Here is an 18992-nt window from a genome sequence, read left to right as displayed (position 1 = left end):
CGCGCCCCTTCAGGGCGCGGCCGAACCGCACCGGACTTCAACGAAGCTCCCTGAACGTCACGGCATCCCCCCATCCACCCGCAGTGTCGCCCCGCTGGTGTACGAGGACGCGTCCGACATCAGGTAGAGGGCGGCGCCCACCACCTCGCGCGGGTCCCCGATGCGGCGCAGGGCGTGTCCGCGCACTCCCTCGGCGAGCTGCTCCGGGTCCTGCTGCCAGCCCCGGGTGGCCCAGGTGTCGAACGGGCCGCACATCAGCGTGTTGACCCGCACCGCCGGACCGAGCGCCTGCGCCAGCCCCGCGCTCACCGCGTTGAGCCCCGCCTTGGCCGCCGCGTACGGCACGATCGCGGGGCGCGGCCGGACCGAGCCGGTGGAGCTGACGTTGACGATCGTGCCGCCCCCGGCCTCGGACATCCGTACTCCCGCCAGCACGGACAGGCGGAACGGGCCCTTCAGGTTGAGGCCCAGCACCGCGTCGAACATCTTCTCCGTGACGTCGGCCAGATCCTCGTAGACGGGAGACATCCCGGCGTTGTTGACCAGCGCGTCGAGCCTGCCGAAGCGCGCGTAGACCGCGTCGACCAGGCCGGGCAGCTCGTCCCAGCGGCCCACGTGGACGGCGTACGGAAGAGCCGCACGCCCCGTCTCCTTCTCGATCTCGGTGCTCAAGGCGGCGCAGGCGTCGTACTTCCGGCTGGCGACGACGACGTCCGCGCCGCAGCGGGCCGCCCCGAACGCCATGGCCCGCCCCAGTCCCCGGCTGCCGCCGGTCACGAGGACCACCCTGCCGGAGAGGTCGAACAGCTCGTCCGCGTAGCCCATGTCCGCCTCCTGGAGCGTTCTCGTTTGTGAGAGTAGCGTTCTCCAGTATGCAGAATAGCATTCGGGACCGCGACGCCCAGGCGCTGTTGGACGCCGGACTGGCCCTGATGGTGTCGGGTGGTGGGCGCCGGCCCCGGGTGGCCGACATCGTGGCCGCCGCGGGGCTGTCGAACGACGCCTTCTACCGCTCGTTCGCGAGCAAGGACGCCCTGGTCGAGGCCATCGTCGAGCGCGGGGCGCGCACGCTCGTGGGATATGTCCGGCACCGGATCGCGCGGGCGGCCGGGCGCGGTCCGGAGGCCCGGTTGCGGGCGGGGTTCGAAGCGGTCGTACGGCAGGCGGCCGACGTGACCCTGGCCCGGCAGACCCGGGCCGTCCTGGCCAACGCCACCGGACACGCTCCCCGGGCCTCGCACGTCACCGTCGCGCTGGTGGACGCCCTCGCCGCGCTGTTCGCCCAGCCTGCCGCCGAGTTGGGGTCCGGCGACCCGATGCGCTCCGCCCGCACCGCGGCCGGTGCGGTCGTCGCCGCCCTGCAGTACTGGCTGTTCACCGAGGAGGTACCCGGACGCGCGGAGACCGAGCACCTGGTCGGGTTCCTGCTCGCGGGCGTACGGGCTCCCGATCCCCGCAGAGGGTAAGTCCCGTCGCTGGACGCGAGAATGCCGTTCTGTTAATTTCAGAACGCCATTCTGAAGGAAGGTGGATGCGTCATGTGGGACTTCAGTACCGACGCCGCGTTCCAGGAGAGGCTCGACTGGGCTGCGGGGTTCGTCCGTGCGGAGATCGAGCCGCTCGACGTGCTGTTCCCGGGCAACGCCGAGCCCTACGACCGCGACAGCGAGGTCTTCCGGGAAGTGGTCCGCCCGCTGCAGCGGCAGGTGCGCGAGCAGGGGCTGTGGGCGGCCCATCTGCCGCCCTCGCTCGGCGGCATGGGCATGGGGCAGGTGGGCCTCGGACTGCTCAACGAGATCCTGGGCCGGTCCAGCTGGGCGCCGATGGTGTTCGGCACCCAGGCCCCCGACTCCGGCAACGCCGAGATCCTGGCCCACTACGCCACCGAGGAACAGCGCAAGGAGTACCTGGAGCCGCTGCTCGACGGGCGGATCGTGTCCACCTTCGCGATGACCGAGCCGACCGGCGGCGCGGACCCCGGCGGCTTCACCTGCCAGGCCGTCCGCGACGGCGAGGAGTGGGTGATCGACGGGGAGAAGTGGTTCGCCTCCAACTACCCCCATGCGGCCTTCGTCATCGCCATGGTGGTGACCGACCCCGACGTGCCCGTGCACAAGGGCGCGTCCATGATCCTGGTCCCGGCCGGCACGCCCGGCATGGAGATGGTGCGCGGCACGGGCATGGCCGGCGAGCCGCTCGGCGAGGGCGTCCATGCCTACCTGCGGTTCACCGACTGCCGGGTGCCGGCCGCGAACCTGCTCGGCGAGCCCGGCTCCGGGTTCCTCATCGCGCAGACCCGCCTCGGCGGCGGCCGGCTGCATCACGCGATGCGCTCGGTAGGCCAGTGCCGGCGCGCCCTGGAGATGATGACCGAGCGCATCGTCTCCCGGCGCACCCGCGGCGGCCCGCTCTCCGACCAGCAGGCCGTACGCCACCAACTCGCCGACACCTGGGTGCAGATCGAGCAGTTCCGCCTCCAGGTCCTGCACGCCGCCTGGCAGACGGACCGGGCGGCCGGGACCGGCGACCCGGCCGACGCCCGCCGGGCCCGGCTGCACGTCTCCGGCGTCAAGGTCGCCACCCCCAAGGTCCTCGTCGACGTCGCCTACCGGGCCCTGCACCTGCACGGCGCGCTCGGCGTCTCCAACGAGCTGCCCCTGGCGAAGATGTGGAACTCGGGGCCCACCCTCGGTGTCGCCGACGGACCCACCGAGGCCCACCAGGACGTCATCGCCCGGCTGTTGCTGAAGGACGCCACCCCGGCGGACGACCAGCTGTTCGGCTCGGCCCATCTGCCCACCCGGCTGGCCGCGGCCCGCGCGAAGTACGCGGACCGCCTGAGCGAGACGGCGGTGACCCGGTGAGCACCCAGGAAACGCCCGGCGCCGACGACACACCGGCCGACCTCGACCGCCTCAACTCCTGGTCCGGCCTCCCCGAGCTGCCCGGCGACGGCCCCGTCACCGCACTCGAACCGCTCACCGGCGGCGCGCAGAACCTCCTGTTCGTCCTGCGCCGGGCCGACGGCACCGAGCTAGTGCTGCGCCGGCCCGGCCGGCACCTGAAGGCCGGCGCCTCCGACGCCTTCCGCCGCGAGAGCCGGGTCCTGGGCGCCCTCGCCTCGACCGACGTGCCGCACCCCCGCCTGTACGCGAGCGTGCAGGACGAGGCGGTGTTCGGCGCGCCCTTCTCCGTCCTGGAGAAGATCGACGGCTTCATGCCCCGGGGGCAGCTGCCCGGCCGGTACGGCGAGGACCCCGAGTGGCGGCGCGCGGTCTCCTTCGCCCTCGTCGAAGGCGCCGCGCGGCTGGCCGCGGTGGACCCCGACGCACACGGCCTGGCCGACCTCGGGCGTCCGGAGGGCTGGCTGGAGCGGCAGACCCCCAAGTACCTGAAGTTGCTGCACGGTTACCGTGCCGACCCGGCCTATGCGGAGAGTGAGAACCCGCACGTGGACGCGGTGGCCGACTGGCTGGTCGCGCACGCGCCGAAGCAGGGTGCGACCGGGATCGTCCATGGGGACCTGCAGTTCGCCAACGTCATGTTCGCCCACGACGCCCCGCGCCTTGCCGCCATCGTCGACTGGGAGATGGCCTCCCTGGGGGACCCGCTGCTCGACCTCGCCTGGATCCTCACGGCCTGGCGGGAGCCCGGCGACCCGCCCGGCAGCTCGCCGCAACTCCAGCCCTGGGACGGTGTGCCCTCCCGCGCCGAGCTCGTCGCGTACTACGCCGAGCGGACCGGCCGGGACGTGTCCGCGTTCCGGTGGTACCAGGTGCTGGCCTGTTTCCGGCTTGCCGCGCTGCTGGAGGGCAGTCATGCGCGTGCGCTTGCGGGGAAGCTGAACCGGAGGATGGGTGAGGCGTTCCACGCCTACGCGGGTTGGTTGTGGGAGAAGGCCCGGCAGGAGATGGCGGGTGATTGATGTCGTTCGGCCGCGGCGCCGTCGTGGCTGGTCGCGCCCACGCGGCGGTAGCCGCACATCGATACGGCCCCGCGCCCCTTTGGGGGCGCGCTGTTCGGCACGCTACTTGGGAGGGAACCGCAACGCCCCGTCCAGGCGGACCACTTCGCCGTTGAGGTAGCCGTTCTCGCACAGGTGCTGGACCAGGGCCGCGAACTCCTCCGGGCGGCCCATCCGGCGCGGGTGGGGCACCTGCGGGCCCCAGTACGCCTCCAGCTGGTCGGCGGCCTTGCCGTACGCGGGGGTGAGGACCGTGCCGGGTGCGATCGACACGACCCGGATGCCCAGCGGTGACAGATCACGGGCGGCCACCAGGGTCATCGCGCTCACCCCGCCCTTCGCGGCGGCGTACGGCAGCTGGCCGATCTGGCCCTCGTACGCCGCTATGGACGACGTCGTCACGATCACACCGCGCTCGCCGTCCTCCCCGGCGGGCGCGGTGCGGGCGATGGCCGCGGCGGCCAGGCGCATGACGTTGAACACCCCGGTCAGATAGACGTCGACCGTGCTGCGGAACCCGGCGAGATCCAGCGGCGCCCCGTCCCTGCCGACGAGCCGTCCGCCGTGCGCGGGCCCGCCGTGACAGTCCACCGCCGCGCGGAACTCGCCTTCCTGCGAGGCGACTTCGACCGCCGATGCCAGCGACTCCTCGTCGGTGGCGTCCGCGCGCACGTACCGTACCCCCAGCTCCTCCTGGAGGGCCTTGCCCTTGTCGTCGGCCAGGTCGGCGACCACGACCCGCGCGCCCGCCGCGTGCAGTCGTCGTACCGTCGCCTCGCCCAGTCCGCCCGTGCCGCCGACCACCAGGGCCGAGGAACCCTCGATGAGCATCGCCGTTCCCCTCTCTTGCGAGTAAGGCTCTGAGTGTATGAGAATGCCATTCTCATGAACATAGCCGTGATCCTGGAAATGGCCGCCTCCGCGGGAGACCGGCCGGCCGTCACCGAGGGCGGCCGTTCGCTCTCCGCCGCCGAACTCCAGCGCCTCGCGCGTCATGCGGCCGACCGCTTCCGAGACCGCCCCGCGGTCCTGTACCTCGGCGTGAACCACCTCGCCCACCCTGTCGCCCTGTTCGGCGCGGCTCTGGCCGGCGTCCCCTTCATCCCCCTCAACTACCGCCTGGGAGCGGAGCAGTTGGCTGCCCTGCTGGAGCGGCATCCGGGCGCGGTCGTGCTGCGCCCCGGCGACCTGGACGCCCTCCTCGCTCCCTCCGGGGAAGCCGAGTGGCGGCCGATCCCCGACGACCGGGAAGCCACCGCCGTCACCCTCTACACCAGCGGCACCACCGCCGCCCCCAAGGCGGCACTGCTGCGCCACCGCCACCTGCTCGCCTACGTCTTCAACACCCAGGACTTCGGCTCGGCCGAGGCCGACGACGCCACCCTGGTGGCCCTCCCGCCGTACCACGTCGCCGGGTTGATGAACCTGCTGACGAACCTCTACGCGGGCCGCCGGATCGTCTACCAGGCCTCCTTCGAGGCCGCGGACTGGCTGGCGACGGTACGGAGCGAGCGCGTCACCCACGCCATGCTGGTGCCGACCATGCTCGCCCGCATCACCGCCGAGCTCGGCGAGAACCAGGCCGGGACGCCCGCCCTGCGCAGCCTCGCCTACGGCGGTGCGCGCACCCCGCGCCCGGTGGTGGAGCGGGCGCTGCGGCAGTTCCCGGAGACCGGCTTCGTCAACGCGTACGGTCTGACCGAGACCGCGTCCTCCATCTGCGTCCTCGGCCCCGACGACCACTGGCAGGCCCTGGTCGCCGAGGACCCGGCCGTCCGGGCCCGGCTCGGTTCCGCCGGCCGCCCGCTGCCCGGGATCGAGGTCGAGGTCCGGGACGAGGACGGCAAGGCGCTCGAACCGGGGGCGACCGGGCTTGTCTTCGTGCGCGGCGAGCAGATCTCCGGGGAGTATGCCGGCGCCCGCGCGCTGGACGACCACGGCTGGTTCGCCACCCGCGACCGGGGCCGGCTCGACGAGGCGGGCTACCTGTTCGTCGAGGGGCGCGCGGACGACACGATCATCCGCGGCGGCGAGAACATCGCTCCCGCCGAGATCGAGGACGTACTCCTTCAGTATCCCGGGGTGCGGGAGGCCGCCGTGCTCGGGGTCGCCGACCCGGAGTGGGGACAGCGGCTGGTGGCCGTCCTGGTCGGCTCCGGCGACCCGGAGGACATCAGGGCCTTCGCCCGCCGCCACCTGCGTTCCTCGAAGACGCCCGACCTCGTCGTCTTCCGTCCCGAACTGCCCCGCACCGCCACCGGCAAGCTCCTGCGCCGGACCCTCGTCGCCGAACTGGAGGAGACCGCCGATGCCTGAGGCTGTCATCGTCACCGCTCTGCGCACCCCGATCGGCACCGCGTTCAAAGGCACCCTGCGCAGCACCACCGCGTACGACCTGGCGGACCGCATCGTCCTGGCGACCGCGGAGGGACTCGACCCCGCGCTCGTCGATGACGTGGTGCTCGCCGAGTCCCACTACGGCGGCGGGGTCGTCGCCCGGCACGCGGCTCTCACCGCCGGACTGCCGCGGGTCCCCGGCCTCGCCCTGAACCGGCACTGCGCCGCCGGACTCGCCGCCGTGCAGACCGCCGCGGCCTCGATCCGGGCCGGCATGGACCGACTCGTCGTCGCCGGTGGTGTCAACTCCACCTCCACCGCACCCACGTTGTCCTTCCAGGACGCCGAACGCTGGGTGCCGCCCACGCATCCCGACCGCCCCGACGCGCCCAACCTCGACATGTCGATCACGGTGGGCTGGAACACCGCCGTGCAGGAGGGCATCGGGCGCGAGGAGATGGACGCGTGGGCGCTGCGCTCGCACCGCAACGCCGTACGCGCCCAGGACGAGGGTCGCTTCAAGAGCGAGCTCGTGGCCGTGGAGACACCCTACGGCTCCTTCGAGGCCGACGAGCACCCGCGCCGGAACACGAGCGCGGAGCGGCTGGCCGCGCTCAAACCACTCCACCCCGAGATCGAGGGGTTCTCGATCACCGCCGGGAACGCCTGCGGCGCGAACGACGCGGCCGCGGCCGTCGTGGTCGCCGACGAGGCGCTCGGGTTGCCCGCGCTGGCCCGGGTGCGTTCCTGGGCCTCCGTCGCCCTGGACCCGGCCGAGACCGGGCTGACCCCTGTGCTCGCCATCCCCAAGGCGCTGGAGCGGGCCGGGATGTCGGTCCCCGACGTGGACCTCTTCGAGATCAACGAAGCCTTCGCCGTCGTACCGGTCGCCGTGATCCGCCGCCTCGGCCTCGACCCGGACGCGGTGAACGTCAACGGCAGCGGCTGCTCGCTCGGCCACCCCGTGGCCGCCACCGGGGCACGCATGGTCGTCAGCCTCGTCCACGAACTGCGCCGCCGGGGCGGGGGAGTGGGGGTGGCCGCGATGTGCGCGGGCGGCGGCATGGGGTCCGCCCTGGTCCTGGAGGTGCCCGCGCCCTGAACGGCCGGCGGCGGCCTAGCCGCCGAACCTCAGCAGCGCCTCCTGCGCGTAGGAGGCGAGCAGTGTCCCGTCCTCGGCGAGGACGTCGCCGCGTCCGAAGCACCGCCCGTGTGCGGCCAACGGGCTGTGCTGGCGCAGCAGCAGCCACCGCCCGGTGCTGAACGGGCGGTGGAACCAGACGGTGTGCGTGGTCACGGCAGAGGTGAACGCCCGTCCCGCGTCCGCCTGGGTGAGGCCTTCCAGGGGGCGCAGCGCGGTGCCGATCGGGGTGAGGTCGGTGGCGTAGGCGAGCAGCGCCGGGCCGAGATCCGGCGGCGCGGCCGGGATGCGCGTCCACAACTCGTAGGCGGGCGGTTCGCACTTCACGGTGTCGAGATCGGTGGCCGCCCGCGACTCCCAAGGCAGCAGGCCGAGTTCGACCGTGCGCTCCGGGCCGGGCAGCGCCGCCACCGGCTCGACCGTCTGCCGGTCCGGCCCCTCCTCCCACACATGCAGACTCGCGCTCGCCATCGCGACGACTCCGTGCTCCTGGCGGGCGGTGAGCCTCACGGTCGCGAAGGTACGGCCGTGCTGTGGCACATCGGCGTCGTAGCGCACGGGTTCCCCGGTGCGGCCCTCGCGCAGGAACTGCGTGTGCAGTGACTTCAGGGCCTTGCCGGGTGCGGCGAGACAGGCGGCGCGCGCGAACTGGGCGAGGAACTGGCCGCCGAACAGCCGCCGATACTGCAGCTCCTGCGAGCGGCCTTCGTAGGCCTCGGTACCTTGGGCGGTGAGGTCGAGGCAGCCCAGGAGGTCCTGCCAGAGATCCGTGGTCACGTGCTTCCTCACAGGTCGACGAGGCGGCGCGTCCGGCGGTCACGCAGCAGCAACGCGCCTGCCTCGCGGGTCAGTTCACGGGTCGAGCCGAGCAGTCCGTCGAGGACGAGAGCCCGTTTGACGTGCCGGTGCAGTGCGTGTTCGGCGGTGAAGCCGATGCCGCCGAGGGCCTGTTGGCAGTGGCGGGCGGTGGTGAGCACGGCCCGCCCGGCGGCGGCCTTGGCGAGCAGTGAGCCGGTGTCGTCCTCCGCGACGGCCAGGGTCGCCTCGGCTCCCTCCAGCGCCACGTAGGCCTCGGCGAGCCGGTGTCGCAGGGCTTGGAAGGAGGCGAGGGGACGCCCGAACTGCTGCCGGTCCATGACGTGTTGACGTGCGAGTGCCAGCATCGCGCGACCGGTGCCGAGCAGCCACCAGCCCAGCGCCCGCCGCCCGGCGGCCGGCGGGACGGCCTCGCCCGGTTCCACCCGGCTCAGCGGCAGCCCCGGATCGAGACCACTCGCCACCGGGGAGCCGACCCGCGCCCACTCCACCCACACTCCGCCCGCGTACGGCAGCGGCAGCGTCCCTCCGACGGGCCGCCCGGCCGCGCGCAGCACGACGTCGTTGAGGACGGCGGCCTGCGTCCCTGTCTCCCCGAGCAGCCGGAAGACCAGCGGGACGGCGGTGTACGGCTCCTCGGCGAGCATCTGCGGCCAGCCGAGGTCGGCGAGCGCGGAGTCGAGCCCGGCGCCGGGCTCGCTCGTCGTCATGGTCTTGCGCAGGGCCTCTTCCAGAAGTTCGCGTTCGGCGGTGTCCACTGCGTGTCACTCCCTTCCGAGGCCGAGCAGGCGGCGGGCGACGATGTTGCGCTGGATCTCCGCGGTGCCGCCGTAGATGGTGGCGGCCCGCGAGTACAGGTAGCCGGTGCGCCACGTGGCCTCCTCGGCCAGTTCGACCGTGCCCGGCAGGAGATCGCGCGCGGTGTCGAACAGCCGCTGCTCGGCGGTGGCCAGGAGAATCTTGTCGACCGACGTCTCCGGGCCGAGCCGTCCGCCCGCCGCCAGTCTCCGCTGGGTCGCGGCCGACCGGCAGCGCACGGTGTGCAGGTCGAGCCAGGCGGCGCCGAGGGCGTCGGCGTCCTGCCGGCAGTGGTCGGCGAGGAGCCGGTCCAGGGTGCCGTAGAGGTGGGCGACGCGGTGCCAGAAGCAGGTGGAGCGTTCGTGCGGCAGGAGGTCCATGGCCAGGCGCCAGCCGTCGCCGGGGGCGCCCAGCATGCGGTGTGCCGGTACCCGCACGTCGTCGAGGAAGACCTCGGCGAACTCGTCGACTCCGTGCATGGTGCGCAGCGGCCGTACGGTGATGCCGGGGCTGTCCATGTCGACGAGGAAGGCGCTGATGCCGGCGTGGCCGGGCCCCCCGGTGCGGGCCAGCAGGACACAGCGGGCCGCGTACTGGGCGAGGCTCGTCCACACCTTCTGGCCGGACACCACCCAGACGTCACCGTCGGGCACCGCCCGCGTGGACAGCGAGGCCAGGTCACTGCCCGAGCCCGGCTCCGAGAAACCCTGGCACCACTGCTCCCGGCCCGACAGCAGCCGCGGCACCAGCTCGGCGGCGAGCGCGGGCGACGCGTAGTCGACGACGGTCGGTACCAGCACCTCGACCATCGACCAGATCCCGGGTTCCGCCAGCGCCCGCGAGGCGACCTCCTCGCCGAGCACCGCGCGCAGGGTGCCGCTGCCGCCGAGCCCGCCGACCGCGCGCGGCCAGCCGTGTCGCATCCAGCCAGCCTCCCACAACGCCGCACGCACCCTGGCCAGTTGAGCGACCTGGGCATCAAGGGGGCCGTCGGAGGAGGCGTCGAGGGAGTCGTCGGGCGGGGGCGTCAGGTCGTTGTCGTCCAGCCAGGCGCGCAGACGCTGCCGGAACTCGTCGGTCCTCATGACCGGGTACGGTCGAAGGCGTGCGGGCGGCCCGAGTCGTGGTCTCCGCTGCGGCGGATGAAGGTCATCGCCCGGGTGCGCAGCCGCCAGCCGTCCGGGGTGCGGGCGTAGGTGTCGTCGTAGTAGCCGATGCGCATCCGGTGTTCGGAGTGTTCGACGAAGCAGAGCGGCTGGGTGCCGGTGGCGGTGTCGCCGGCCAGCTCGACCTCCGGTGCGCCGACCAGGAAGAGGCCCTTGGGGGCGGCGGCGACCAGCGCGGGGAACTCGTCCAGCGGGTAGGTGTCGCCGAACGCGCTGTAGCTGCCGTCCGGGGTGAAGACGCCGAGCACCCGGTCCACGTCCCCACGGGTCATGGCGACCGCGTACCGGGCGAGCAGCTGCTGGATCTCGATCAGGTCGTCGGTGGCGCTCAAGGGGCCTCCACGGTCACTCGGTGAGAACGTGATTCTCGGAATCGAGTATCACGCTTCCATGCGGACCCGGTGCCGTCAACGCCGATGCCGTGTGAAGCAACCTCCCCTTGTGCGAATGGTTGATTCTCCATAAACGAGAAGCTAGTTTCCAACCCATGGATCAGTTCCTGGCCTTCTCGGTGGTCGGCCTGAGCACCGCCGCCATCTACGCTGTGATCGGTAGCGGCCTGGTGCTCACCCACACCACGGCCGGGGTCTTCAACTTCGCCCACGGCGCGGCCGGAATGCTCGCGGCCTTCGCCTACTGGCAGCTCGCCGTCGGCTGGGGCTGGCCGGTACCGGTCGCCCTGGCCGTCGTGCTCCTCGTCCTCGCGCCCGCCTTCGGCCTGTTCGTCGAACGGGTCCTGATGCGCCCCGTGCAGGCCCTGGGCGAGGCCGAACGGCTCGTCATGACGGTCGCGTTGCTCGCCGGATGCATCGCGCTCGCCCGCTGGGTCTGGGATCCCGACACACCCCGTCCGCTCACCCCGTTCTTCGCCGGTGAGCGTGCCGTCCGGCTCGGCGCGGCCGTCGTCACCTGGCACCAGGCGATCACGATGGCGACCGCGCTCGCCATCGCCGCCGGCCTGTGGTTCGTCCTCCACCGCACGCGGGCCGGCACCGAGATGCGCGCCTCCGTCGACGACCGCGCCCTCGCCGGGCTGACCGGTGCCGACCCGCTGCGCGCCGGCCGGCTGGCCTGGGTGCTCGGCATCCAGCTCGCCGCCGTCGGCGGCATCCTCATCGCCCCCACCGTCGCGCTCGACGCGCAGCAGCTCTCCCTGCTCATCGTCAGCGCCTACACCGCCGCCGTCTTCGGGCGGCTGCGCAGCCTGCCCCTCACCTTCCTCGGCGCGGTCGTCGTCGGCCTGCTGGAGGCCTACCTCGCCGGCTACCTGCCGCAGAACGACTACCTGCCCGGCCTTCGCCTGGCCGCCCCCGCCCTGCTCCTCTTCCTGGCCCTGCTCGCCTTCCCGCACCGCCGGCTGCGCCGCCGCGACCGTACGGCGGTCCGCGTTCCGCTGCCGGGCAGGCGCGGCAGCCTGGTCTTCGCGGGCTGCGTGCTCGCGCTCGCGCTGCTCCTGGTCAGCGTGCTGACCGAGGACCAGGTCATCTCCTACGGCACGCTGTTCTCCCTCGGTGTGATCGCCCTGTCCTATGTGCCGCTCACCGGATACGCCGGGCAGGTCTCCCTCTGCCAGCTCTCCATCGCCGGGATCGGCGCGGTGGTCTGGGGCCACCTCGGCGCGCACGGCGAGCTGTGGGCGCTGCCGGTCGCCGTGCTGGTCGCCGCCGCCGTCGGCGCCCTGGTCGCACTGCCCGCGCTGCGCCTGTCGGGCATCTACCTGGCGCTCGGCACCGTCGCCTTCGCCACCGTTCTCGACCGGTGGATCTTCACCCTGCCGGCCTTCGACCTGCTGGGCGTGCACATCGCCCTGTTCGACCAGGGCTCGGTCTCCGTGACCGGCCCCGACCTGTTCGGCCTGCACCTCACCTCACCGGCCGAACTGCTCGTCCTCGCCGCCGTCTGCCTGGCCGTCACCTCGGTCGGGGTGGCCGCCCTGCGGCGGGGCCGTCACGGCCGCCGGCTGATCGCCCTGCGTGACAGCGAGGCCGCCTACGCCACCCTCGGGGGCCGCCTGCTGGTCGCCAAGGTCGCGGTCTTCGCTCTCTCCGCGGGCATCGCGGGACTGGGCGGTGCGCTCTACGGCATGCAGCTCCAGACCGTCACCGCCGACCGGTTCAACCTCGTCGCCGGACTGCCCGTCTTCCTGATCGCGGTCGTCGGCGGCCTGGGGTCGGTCGGCACCGGCCTGTTCACGGGGCTCGCGTACGTCGTACCCACGCAACTGCTGGGCGGGCTCGGTCCCTGGGCGCAGAACCTGTCGGCCCTCCTCATCGCCCTCGCGGGCATGGGTTTCGCGCACAGTCCGGGCGGTGTGATCGCACGGCTGCGGGCCGACTGGGCGCCGCTCGGCCGCGACCGGCTGCTGCTGCCCGCACTCCTCGGCGTGCTCGCGGTGTGCTGGGCGTCGGCCGCCCTCGTCCCGGACGGTGGTCCGCCGTCCCTGGCCGTCGCCCTGCTGGCGGCCGTGACACTGCGCGGCCGTGCCGCCGCACGCGAGGCCGCTCCAGTCGGGATCCCGCCGGAGTGGTGGGGCGTACGACGCCCATGGCGGCCGGAGGACGGGGAGGTGCTGAGCCGTGCCACCGCTGCTGCAGGCTGAGGGGATCACCGTCGCGTTCGGCGGCCGGCGGGCCCTGGACCGGGTGTCGCTGGCCGCCGAGGCGGGCCGGGTCACCGGTCTGATCGGCCCCAACGGAGCCGGGAAGAGCACACTGTTCGACACCGTCTCCGGGCTCCGCCGCCCGCGGACCGGCCGGGTGCGGCTGGACGGCCGTGACATCACCGGCGAGGGCCCCGCCCGCCGAGCACGGCGTGGCCTGTCCCGGACCTTCCAGCACCTCGAACTCTTCGGCCGGCTCTCCGTCCGCGACAACCTCCTCGTGGCCGCGGAACTCGGGCCCCGACGCAGCCACGCGGCCCGTACGGCGGACGAGGTCATGGAACGCCTCGGCCTGACCGACACGGCCCAGGCCCCGGCGGACGCCCTGCCCACCGGCATCGCCCGCCTCGTCGAGGTCGGCCGCGCCCTCGTCCAGAGCCCCCGCCTGCTGCTCCTCGACGAACCCGCGGCCGGGCAGGACGCCGAGGAGACCGAACTCTTCGCCGACCTGCTGCGCTCCCTGGCGGCCGAGGGCATGGCGGTCGTCCTGGTCGAACACGACATGAGCCTGGTCATGGCCGTCTGCGACGACGTGTACGTCCTCGACCTCGGTCGGGTCGTGGCGTGCGGCCCGCCGGCCGAGATCCAGCAGAACGAGACCGTCCTCGCGGCCTACCTGGGGGAGCCATGACCGTGCACGCCGGCCCGCTGCTGGAACTCCGCGGCGTCCGCGCCGCCTACCACGGCATCACCGTGCTGCACGGTGTGGATCTGACCGTCGCCGCGGGCCAGGTGGTGGCACTCCTGGGACCCAACGGCGCGGGCAAGACCACGGTCCTGAAGGTCGCCGCCGGGCTGCATCCTCCCGGCGCCGGGCACCTGCTGATGGGCGGCCGGGACGTCACCGGGATCCGCCCGGGCCGCCTGGCCCGCGCCGGGGTCTGCCTGATCCCGGAGGGCCGCGGCGTCTTCCCCAACCTCTCCGTCCGCGACAACCTGCTGATGATGACCTTCTGCGGCCGCGGCCGGGAGGAGATCGAGGAGACCGCATACGGCCGCTTCCCCGTCCTCGCCGCGCGCCGCACCCAGCAGGCGGGCACCCTCTCCGGCGGCGAGCAGCAGATGCTCGCCCTCGCCCGCGGCCTGGCCACCGACCCCGCCGTGCTCCTCCTCGACGAACTCTCCATGGGGCTCGCCCCGTTGGTCGTCGCCGAACTGTACGAACTCGTCGCCGGGATCGCCCGGCAGGGCGTCGCGGTGCTGGTCGTCGAGCAGTTCGCCGCCGCCGTACTGAAGATCGCCGACCATGCGGCCGTCCTGGTCCGTGGCCGGATCCAGTGGCAGGGGCACCCCGACAGCTCCCTGCAGGCCGAACTGTCCTCCTACTACCTGGGGAGCCCCACATGACGTCGACCCCCGTACCGGCCTCGCGGGCGGACCGGTTCGTCCGTGAACTCGCCGAACTGAAGATCCCCGACCCCGCGGCGGCCCGCGCCGGCCTCTGGCTCCGCCTCGGCGGACTGCTCATGACCGCGGGCCTCGTGCTCGGAGCCCTCGCCTTCCCCCTCGCCCACGCGACGGACAACGCGCTCGCGCAGGGCGACGCGCTCTCCCTCGGCCTCGGCGGCATCACGGCCGCGGTGGTGGGCGCCGCGCTCTTCCTCCGCTACTCGCTCACCGGCTTCCTGCGCTTCTGGCTCGTCCGGCAGTCCTACGACCTGGACCGGCTGGGGGAGCGCCTCGGCGATCCCGCCGTCGCCCCGAAGACGGTCGACTCACCCGCACGAGACGTCGACTCACCCGCACCAGAAGGAGAGCCACGCAATGGCGCTGCCCCCTCGCCCAGGTGACCAGCTCGCCTCCGCCACCTCCACCACCCGGGTGATCGTCATCCGGGCCCCGGCGAGTGAGGAGGTCCCGATCGAGTGCGGCGGCCTGCCGATGGTCCCGGCCCGGGACGCCCCCGCCGCACCGGCCGACGAAGAGCCGTCCGGCACGCTCATCGGAAAGCGCTACGTCGACGCCACCGACACCCTCGAACTCCTCTGCACCGCCTCCGGCGCAGGCCAACTGACCTACGGCGGACAGCCGTTGCACATCAAGGCGCCCAAGGCACTGCCCGCATCGGACTGACCCGAGCCCCAAGGAGCCCGCATGAACCGCGACGACATGATCCTCATCAGCGTCGACGACCACATCATCGAGCCGCCCGACCTGTTCGCGAACCACCTGCCGGACCGCTACAAGAAGGGCGCCCCGCGCCTGGTCCACCGCGAGGACGGCAGCGACGTGTGGCAGTTCCGGGACAACAGCGTGGGCAACGCCGCGCTCAACGCGGTCGCCGGCCGTCCCAAGGAGGAGTACGGCATGGACCCGCAGGGCCTCGACGAGATCAGGCCCGGCTGCTACGACGTCGACGAGCGGGTCGCCGACATGAACGCCGGCGGTGTCCTCGCCCAGATGAACTTCCCCTCCTTCCCCGGCTTCTCGGCCCGGCTGTTCGCCACCGAGGACTCCGACTTCTCGCTCGCCCTGGTCCGCGCCTACAACGACTGGCACATCGACGAGTGGTGCGCCGCCCATCCCGGCCGGTTCATCCCGATGGCCCTGCCGGCCATCTGGGACGCCGAACTGTGCGCCGAGGAGATCCGCCGGGTCGCCGAGAAGGGCTGCCACTCGCTCACCTTCCCCGAGAACCCGGTCCCGCTCGGCTACCCCAGCTTCCACTCCGAGTACTGGGACCCGGTATGGCGTGCCCTGACCGACTGCGGCACGGTGATGAACCTGCACATCGGCTCCTCGGGCCGCCTCGCCGTCACCGCCCCCGACGCCCCGCCGGACGTGATGATCACCCTCCAGCCGATCAACCTCGTCCAGGCCGCCGCCGACCTGATGTGGTCCCGGGTGCTCAAGGAGTACCCGGCCATCAGGATCGCGCTGTCGGAGGGCGGCACCGGCTGGATCCCGTACTTCCTGGAACGGCTCGACCGCACCTACGAGATGCACGCCACGTGGACCCTCCAGGACTTCGGCGGCAAGCTGCCCTCGGAGATCTTCCGCGAGCACTTCCTCACCTGCTTCATCAGCGATCCGATCGGGGTGCGGCTGCGCAACGAGATCGGCATCGACAACATCTGCTGGGAGGCCGACTACCCGCACAGCGACTCCATGTGGCCGAACGCCCCGGAGCAGCTGCACGAGGTGCTCACCGCCAACTCCGTGACGGACGACGAGACCGACAAGATGACCCACAGGAACGCGATGCGCTGGTACTCGTTCGACCCGTTCGCGCACATCCCCCGTGCCCAGGCCACCGTCGGCGCGCTGCGCAAGGCGGCCGAGGGGCACGACGTGTCCGTCAAGTCCCGCAGCCACCAGGTCATCGCCCCTGCGGACAAGCTCGCCACCTACCGAAAGAAGGCCCAGGCGGCACTGGCAGCGGCCGAGCAGTGAGGCGGGGCCGATACCCGCAGGACAGTGCCGGTTTCCACTGCGTGCCGTCAGGTGGCGGGAGTTCGTGACTCCAGAACCTCGCCCGGAGGAGAGGTGACTCAACGGTCCCAGGTGCTACCGGGTGGCGAGGCGGGCGCGTTCGAGCGTCTGGACCAGGGTGCTGCGCGACGCCACGGCCACCGTTGTCCACCGGTACACGTGCGGCCTCGCGGCTGCGGCCCGGCCTGCCGGCGTCCTCGTGGTCGCCACCGGGGTACCCGGGTCCATCGGGTCCGAACATGTCGCGCCCCGGGGCCGCGTTGTCGCGGTCGGCGTCCGCGGGACACCGGCCGACCTCGCGGCGACGTCCGCAGAGCCGATGCGGACGGCGCCGGCGGACGTACTCACCGCGCTACCGGGCGGCGCCGACCTCAAGACCGCCGGAGCGCTCGCCACGGGCTGGGAAGATCATTCCGAGACGGATCTTCCGTGCTGTTCCGCTTTCCCTCCGGGCGCGGAAGCGCTCCGGCTCATCGCGAGTACCGCGTGGCGGCGGTTGAGTCCGCCGAACGGCGAGCCGCCGGTCGGGGTGCTGCTGCCGCAGATCCAGGTGGGACCCTCGGCCAGGTGGTCCAGCGCCTCCTCGGCGACGTCCTTGGGGTCGGCCGCTTCACCCCCGTACGCGCGTCCCTGTGCCTCTTCCGCGCGTCGCAGCGAGGGGGTGTCGGTCCTGCCGAGGACGAGCCCGAGGACGTCCACTCCGCTGTCGCGCCACTCCGCCCACAGGCTTTCCGCCAGGATGAGATCGAACGCCTTCGTCGCGCCGTAGGCGGCGAGCGTGGCCCCGCCGGCCCAGGCCGCGCCGGACGTCACCAGCACCATGGCCCCCCGTTTCCGGTCCACCATCGGGCCGCCGAAGCGGTAGGCCGCTTCCAGTACGGCCGCGCAGTTGCGGTGGACCAGCCCCAGATGGGTGTCCAGATCCTTGTCGAGGAACGCGACGCTTCGGTCGTCGCCACCGGCGTTGTAGACGAAGAGCCCGACCTCCAGGTCGGAGGTCGCGTGCGCGAGTGCGGCCAGGGCGCCGGGGGAACCGAGGTCGAGCGCGACCGTGCGGGCCTCGACGCCGTGCCGCGCCCGGATGTCGTCGGCGCAGGCCTCCAGTACGGGTGAACGCCGCGCCACCAGCACGACGTTCATGCCCCGGGAGGCCATGCCGTGGGCGAACGCGGCCCCGACGCCGTCGGAGCCACCTGCGACGATGCCCCACGGCCCGTACGTGCTCGTGAGAGGTTCAGCCATTCTGTACTCCTCGTCCGGGGCGATCGGTCAATTGGAGGGGGCGGAAGGGAAGTTCATGTGGACGAGTCGCGGTGGGCCGAACGGAGAACTTTCCCTTCGACCGCGTCCGAGGACAGGACACTCCCGATGATTCCGAGGTCCGCCCCCGCGTCCGCCGCGACCTCGCGCACCACGGTGATGTCCTTGCTCATCAGGTCCGCGAGACGCTCCGCGACCGTGTCGACCGAGCCGCCGCCGGCGACGACGCCGAGCGCTCGGCTGGCGCCGCTGCCGTGCTGCACGGCGGCCAGGATCGCCCTCTCCTCGATCCCCAGCGAGCCGGCAAGGCGCACCGCGTCGATCGCGAGACCTACCTGTGCCACGAACAGCGCGTTGTTGACGAGCTTGACCCGCTGACCGTTGCCGACCGGCCCCACGGACATGACCGGCGAGGCATACGTCTCCAGCACGGGACGCATGGCGTCCAGTACGGCCTCGTCCCCGCCCACCCACAGGGTGAGCCGGCCCGCGGCGATGTCCTGCGGGCTGCCGGAGAGCGCGGCGTCGAGGACCCTAATTCCGTGCTTCGCGCCCGCCTCGGCGAGGAGTTGTGCGGTCGCGGGGGCGGAGGTGGTGTGCTGGACGAGCGTCGCGCCCGGTTTCATGACGGCGATGGCACCGTCCGAGCCTCCCGCACCCCGGGAACCGAGGCAGACCGATCGCACCTGCTCGTCGTTGAGCACGACGACGAACACCGCGTCGGCGTCGCACACCGTTGCCCCGACCGTGTCGGCACAGGTCAGCCCGTCGGCCTCGGCGGCCGCACGGGCCTTCGGGCGGCGTACGCACACGGTGACGTCGTGATCCGCGGCCACTAGGCGGTCGAGGATCGGCCGGCCCATACGGCCCGGGCCGATGAAACCGATCTTCACTCGTCCTCCAGGCGGCCGCGGGGGCCGGGCGGCGTGAGCATCTCGCGGTGTTCGGCGCTGCCGTCGAGGTTGGCGTTGATGCGCTCGGTGATGCGCCAGCCCTGCGGGGTGCGCGCCCAGCGCCAGGTGTTCGCGGACACCTGGAACACCCAGAAACGGCCTGCCTCTGCGTCCCAGCGCAGGTGCAGCGCGTGGCTGCGGCCGGTGGCGCGGTCGCCGTCGACGACGATGTGGGGCGCGGTCAGGACGTGACCGCAGCCCTTGTGGATCAGGCTCTGGTGGCCGGCGCCGTGCACCATGCCGACGATGTCGTCCCGGCCTTCCATGCGCAGATGGGGGAGGGCGTCGAAGATGCCGTCGTCGGTCCACAGCGCTGCCGCGGCCTCCCCCGAACCGCTGTCGACCGCGGGCCCGTACTGGGCGACGAGTTGCATGATCTCGACCTGGTCCGCCAGGGCGCGCACCTTCGCCGCCAGCGTCTCCACCGTGGCGCGCAACTGGGCGAGTTCACCGGTGTCGCTCATCG

General features: G+C 72.7%; 20 protein-coding genes and 1 pseudogene. 12 read left to right on the top strand and 9 right to left on the bottom strand.

Annotated elements, in window-relative coordinates:
- Positions 1-57 precede the first annotated feature (57 nt).
- Positions 58-825: an SDR family NAD(P)-dependent oxidoreductase gene (locus ACFWPQ_RS42565; protein WP_384047719.1), complete on the bottom strand. Its 768-nt coding sequence runs from the start codon at positions 823-825 to the stop codon at positions 58-60.
- Between the two features lie 47 nt (positions 826-872).
- On the opposite strand from ACFWPQ_RS42565, the gene ACFWPQ_RS42560 reads away from it, so the two are divergent.
- From ACFWPQ_RS42560 to ACFWPQ_RS42550, 3 genes are all read left to right on the top strand, one after another.
- Complete coding sequence (locus tag ACFWPQ_RS42560) at positions 873-1466, top strand: TetR/AcrR family transcriptional regulator (RefSeq protein WP_384047716.1); 594 nt, start codon at positions 873-875, stop codon at positions 1464-1466.
- A gap of 72 nt (positions 1467-1538) precedes the next feature.
- Positions 1539-2864, top strand: a complete 1326-nt coding sequence (locus tag ACFWPQ_RS42555; RefSeq protein ID WP_384047713.1) for an acyl-CoA dehydrogenase family protein — start codon at positions 1539-1541, stop codon at positions 2862-2864.
- Positions 2861-3925 carry a phosphotransferase family protein gene (locus ACFWPQ_RS42550; RefSeq protein ID WP_384047710.1) on the top strand — a complete coding sequence of 355 codons (1065 nt, stop codon included), beginning with the start codon at positions 2861-2863 and terminating at the stop codon, positions 3923-3925. Before ACFWPQ_RS42555 ends, ACFWPQ_RS42550 begins: the two co-directional genes overlap by 4 nt.
- 102 nt (positions 3926-4027) lie before the next feature.
- Here ACFWPQ_RS42550 and ACFWPQ_RS42545 read toward each other — a convergent pair whose 3' ends face one another.
- Positions 4028-4795: an SDR family oxidoreductase gene (locus tag ACFWPQ_RS42545; protein ID WP_384047707.1), complete on the bottom strand. Its 768-nt coding sequence runs from the start codon at positions 4793-4795 to the stop codon at positions 4028-4030.
- A gap of 54 nt (positions 4796-4849) precedes the next feature.
- Between ACFWPQ_RS42545 and ACFWPQ_RS42540 the strand changes: the two genes are divergently transcribed.
- Together ACFWPQ_RS42540 and ACFWPQ_RS42535 are read left to right on the top strand one after the other, a co-directional pair.
- On the top strand, positions 4850-6280 hold the full coding sequence (locus ACFWPQ_RS42540) for a class I adenylate-forming enzyme family protein (RefSeq protein WP_384047704.1): 1431 nt from the start codon (positions 4850-4852) through the stop codon (positions 6278-6280).
- Positions 6273-7403, top strand: coding sequence for a thiolase family protein (locus tag ACFWPQ_RS42535; protein ID WP_384047701.1), 1131 nt, complete (start codon positions 6273-6275; stop codon positions 7401-7403). Before ACFWPQ_RS42540 ends, ACFWPQ_RS42535 begins: the two co-directional genes overlap by 8 nt.
- Before the next feature lie 15 nt (positions 7404-7418).
- Here the strand turns inward: ACFWPQ_RS42535 and ACFWPQ_RS42530 are convergent, their stop codons facing one another.
- Genes ACFWPQ_RS42530 through ACFWPQ_RS42515 form a run of 4 tightly spaced genes read right to left on the bottom strand, consistent with a single transcriptional unit; the run spans position 7419 to position 10554 of the window.
- Positions 7419-8219, bottom strand: coding sequence for an acyl-CoA thioesterase (locus ACFWPQ_RS42530; RefSeq protein WP_384047698.1), 801 nt, complete (start codon positions 8217-8219; stop codon positions 7419-7421).
- 8 nt (positions 8220-8227) lie between these two features.
- Complete coding sequence (locus ACFWPQ_RS42525; RefSeq protein WP_384047695.1) at positions 8228-9016, bottom strand: acyl-CoA dehydrogenase family protein; 789 nt, start codon at positions 9014-9016, stop codon at positions 8228-8230.
- 6 nt (positions 9017-9022) lie between these two features.
- Positions 9023-10141 (bottom strand): acyl-CoA dehydrogenase family protein, encoded by a 1119-nt coding sequence (locus ACFWPQ_RS42520; RefSeq protein WP_384047692.1) that lies wholly within the window; start codon positions 10139-10141, stop codon positions 9023-9025.
- A complete protein-coding gene (locus ACFWPQ_RS42515) occupies positions 10138-10554 on the bottom strand; it encodes a nuclear transport factor 2 family protein (RefSeq protein ID WP_384047690.1) in 417 nt (138 codons plus the stop codon). The genes ACFWPQ_RS42520 and ACFWPQ_RS42515 overlap by 4 nt, the downstream gene beginning before the upstream one ends.
- 155 nt (positions 10555-10709) lie before the next feature.
- Here ACFWPQ_RS42515 and ACFWPQ_RS42510 point away from each other — a divergent pair, with 155 nt between their 5' ends.
- The 7 genes and pseudogenes from ACFWPQ_RS42510 to ACFWPQ_RS42480 form a co-directional block, all read left to right on the top strand.
- Complete coding sequence (locus ACFWPQ_RS42510) at positions 10710-12821, top strand: ABC transporter permease (RefSeq protein ID WP_384047687.1); 2112 nt, start codon at positions 10710-10712, stop codon at positions 12819-12821.
- A complete protein-coding gene (locus ACFWPQ_RS42505; protein ID WP_384047684.1) occupies positions 12799-13512 on the top strand; it encodes an ABC transporter ATP-binding protein in 714 nt (237 codons plus the stop codon). The genes ACFWPQ_RS42510 and ACFWPQ_RS42505 overlap by 23 nt, the downstream gene beginning before the upstream one ends.
- Positions 13509-14228, top strand: coding sequence for an ABC transporter ATP-binding protein (locus ACFWPQ_RS42500; protein WP_361302883.1), 720 nt, complete (start codon positions 13509-13511; stop codon positions 14226-14228). Before ACFWPQ_RS42505 ends, ACFWPQ_RS42500 begins: the two co-directional genes overlap by 4 nt.
- Positions 14225-14671, top strand: coding sequence for a hypothetical protein (locus tag ACFWPQ_RS42495; protein ID WP_384047680.1), 447 nt, complete (start codon positions 14225-14227; stop codon positions 14669-14671). Before ACFWPQ_RS42500 ends, ACFWPQ_RS42495 begins: the two co-directional genes overlap by 4 nt.
- Positions 14646-14954: a hypothetical protein gene (locus tag ACFWPQ_RS42490; RefSeq protein WP_384047677.1), complete on the top strand. Its 309-nt coding sequence runs from the start codon at positions 14646-14648 to the stop codon at positions 14952-14954. The genes ACFWPQ_RS42495 and ACFWPQ_RS42490 overlap by 26 nt, the downstream gene beginning before the upstream one ends.
- 21 nt (positions 14955-14975) lie before the next feature.
- Positions 14976-16274 (top strand): amidohydrolase family protein, encoded by a 1299-nt coding sequence (locus ACFWPQ_RS42485; protein WP_384047674.1) that lies wholly within the window; start codon positions 14976-14978, stop codon positions 16272-16274.
- A gap of 121 nt (positions 16275-16395) precedes the next feature.
- A pseudogene (locus ACFWPQ_RS42480) lies at positions 16396-16587 on the top strand (hypothetical protein); the annotation flags it as partial.
- A gap of 134 nt (positions 16588-16721) precedes the next feature.
- Here the strand turns inward: ACFWPQ_RS42480 and ACFWPQ_RS42475 are convergent.
- From ACFWPQ_RS42475 to ACFWPQ_RS42465, 3 genes are read right to left on the bottom strand one after another with little or no spacing between them, the layout of a single operon-like run.
- Positions 16722-17555, bottom strand: a complete 834-nt coding sequence (locus tag ACFWPQ_RS42475; RefSeq protein ID WP_384047671.1) for an SDR family NAD(P)-dependent oxidoreductase — start codon at positions 17553-17555, stop codon at positions 16722-16724.
- A 53-nt stretch (positions 17556-17608) separates the two neighbouring features.
- Positions 17609-18466 (bottom strand): NAD(P)-dependent oxidoreductase, encoded by an 858-nt coding sequence (locus ACFWPQ_RS42470; RefSeq protein WP_384047668.1) that lies wholly within the window; start codon positions 18464-18466, stop codon positions 17609-17611.
- Entirely contained in the window at positions 18463-18990 is a 528-nt protein-coding gene (locus tag ACFWPQ_RS42465) for a nuclear transport factor 2 family protein (protein ID WP_384047665.1), read from the bottom strand. Before ACFWPQ_RS42465 ends, ACFWPQ_RS42470 begins: the two co-directional genes overlap by 4 nt.
- Positions 18991-18992: the final 2 nt, after the last annotated feature.

It is taken from the genome of Streptomyces sp. NPDC058464, from assembly GCF_042721035.1.
In the GTDB taxonomy this organism is placed as follows: Bacteria; Actinomycetota; Actinomycetes; order Streptomycetales; family Streptomycetaceae; genus Streptomyces.
This window is presented reverse-complemented; position numbering and strand designations above follow the sequence as displayed.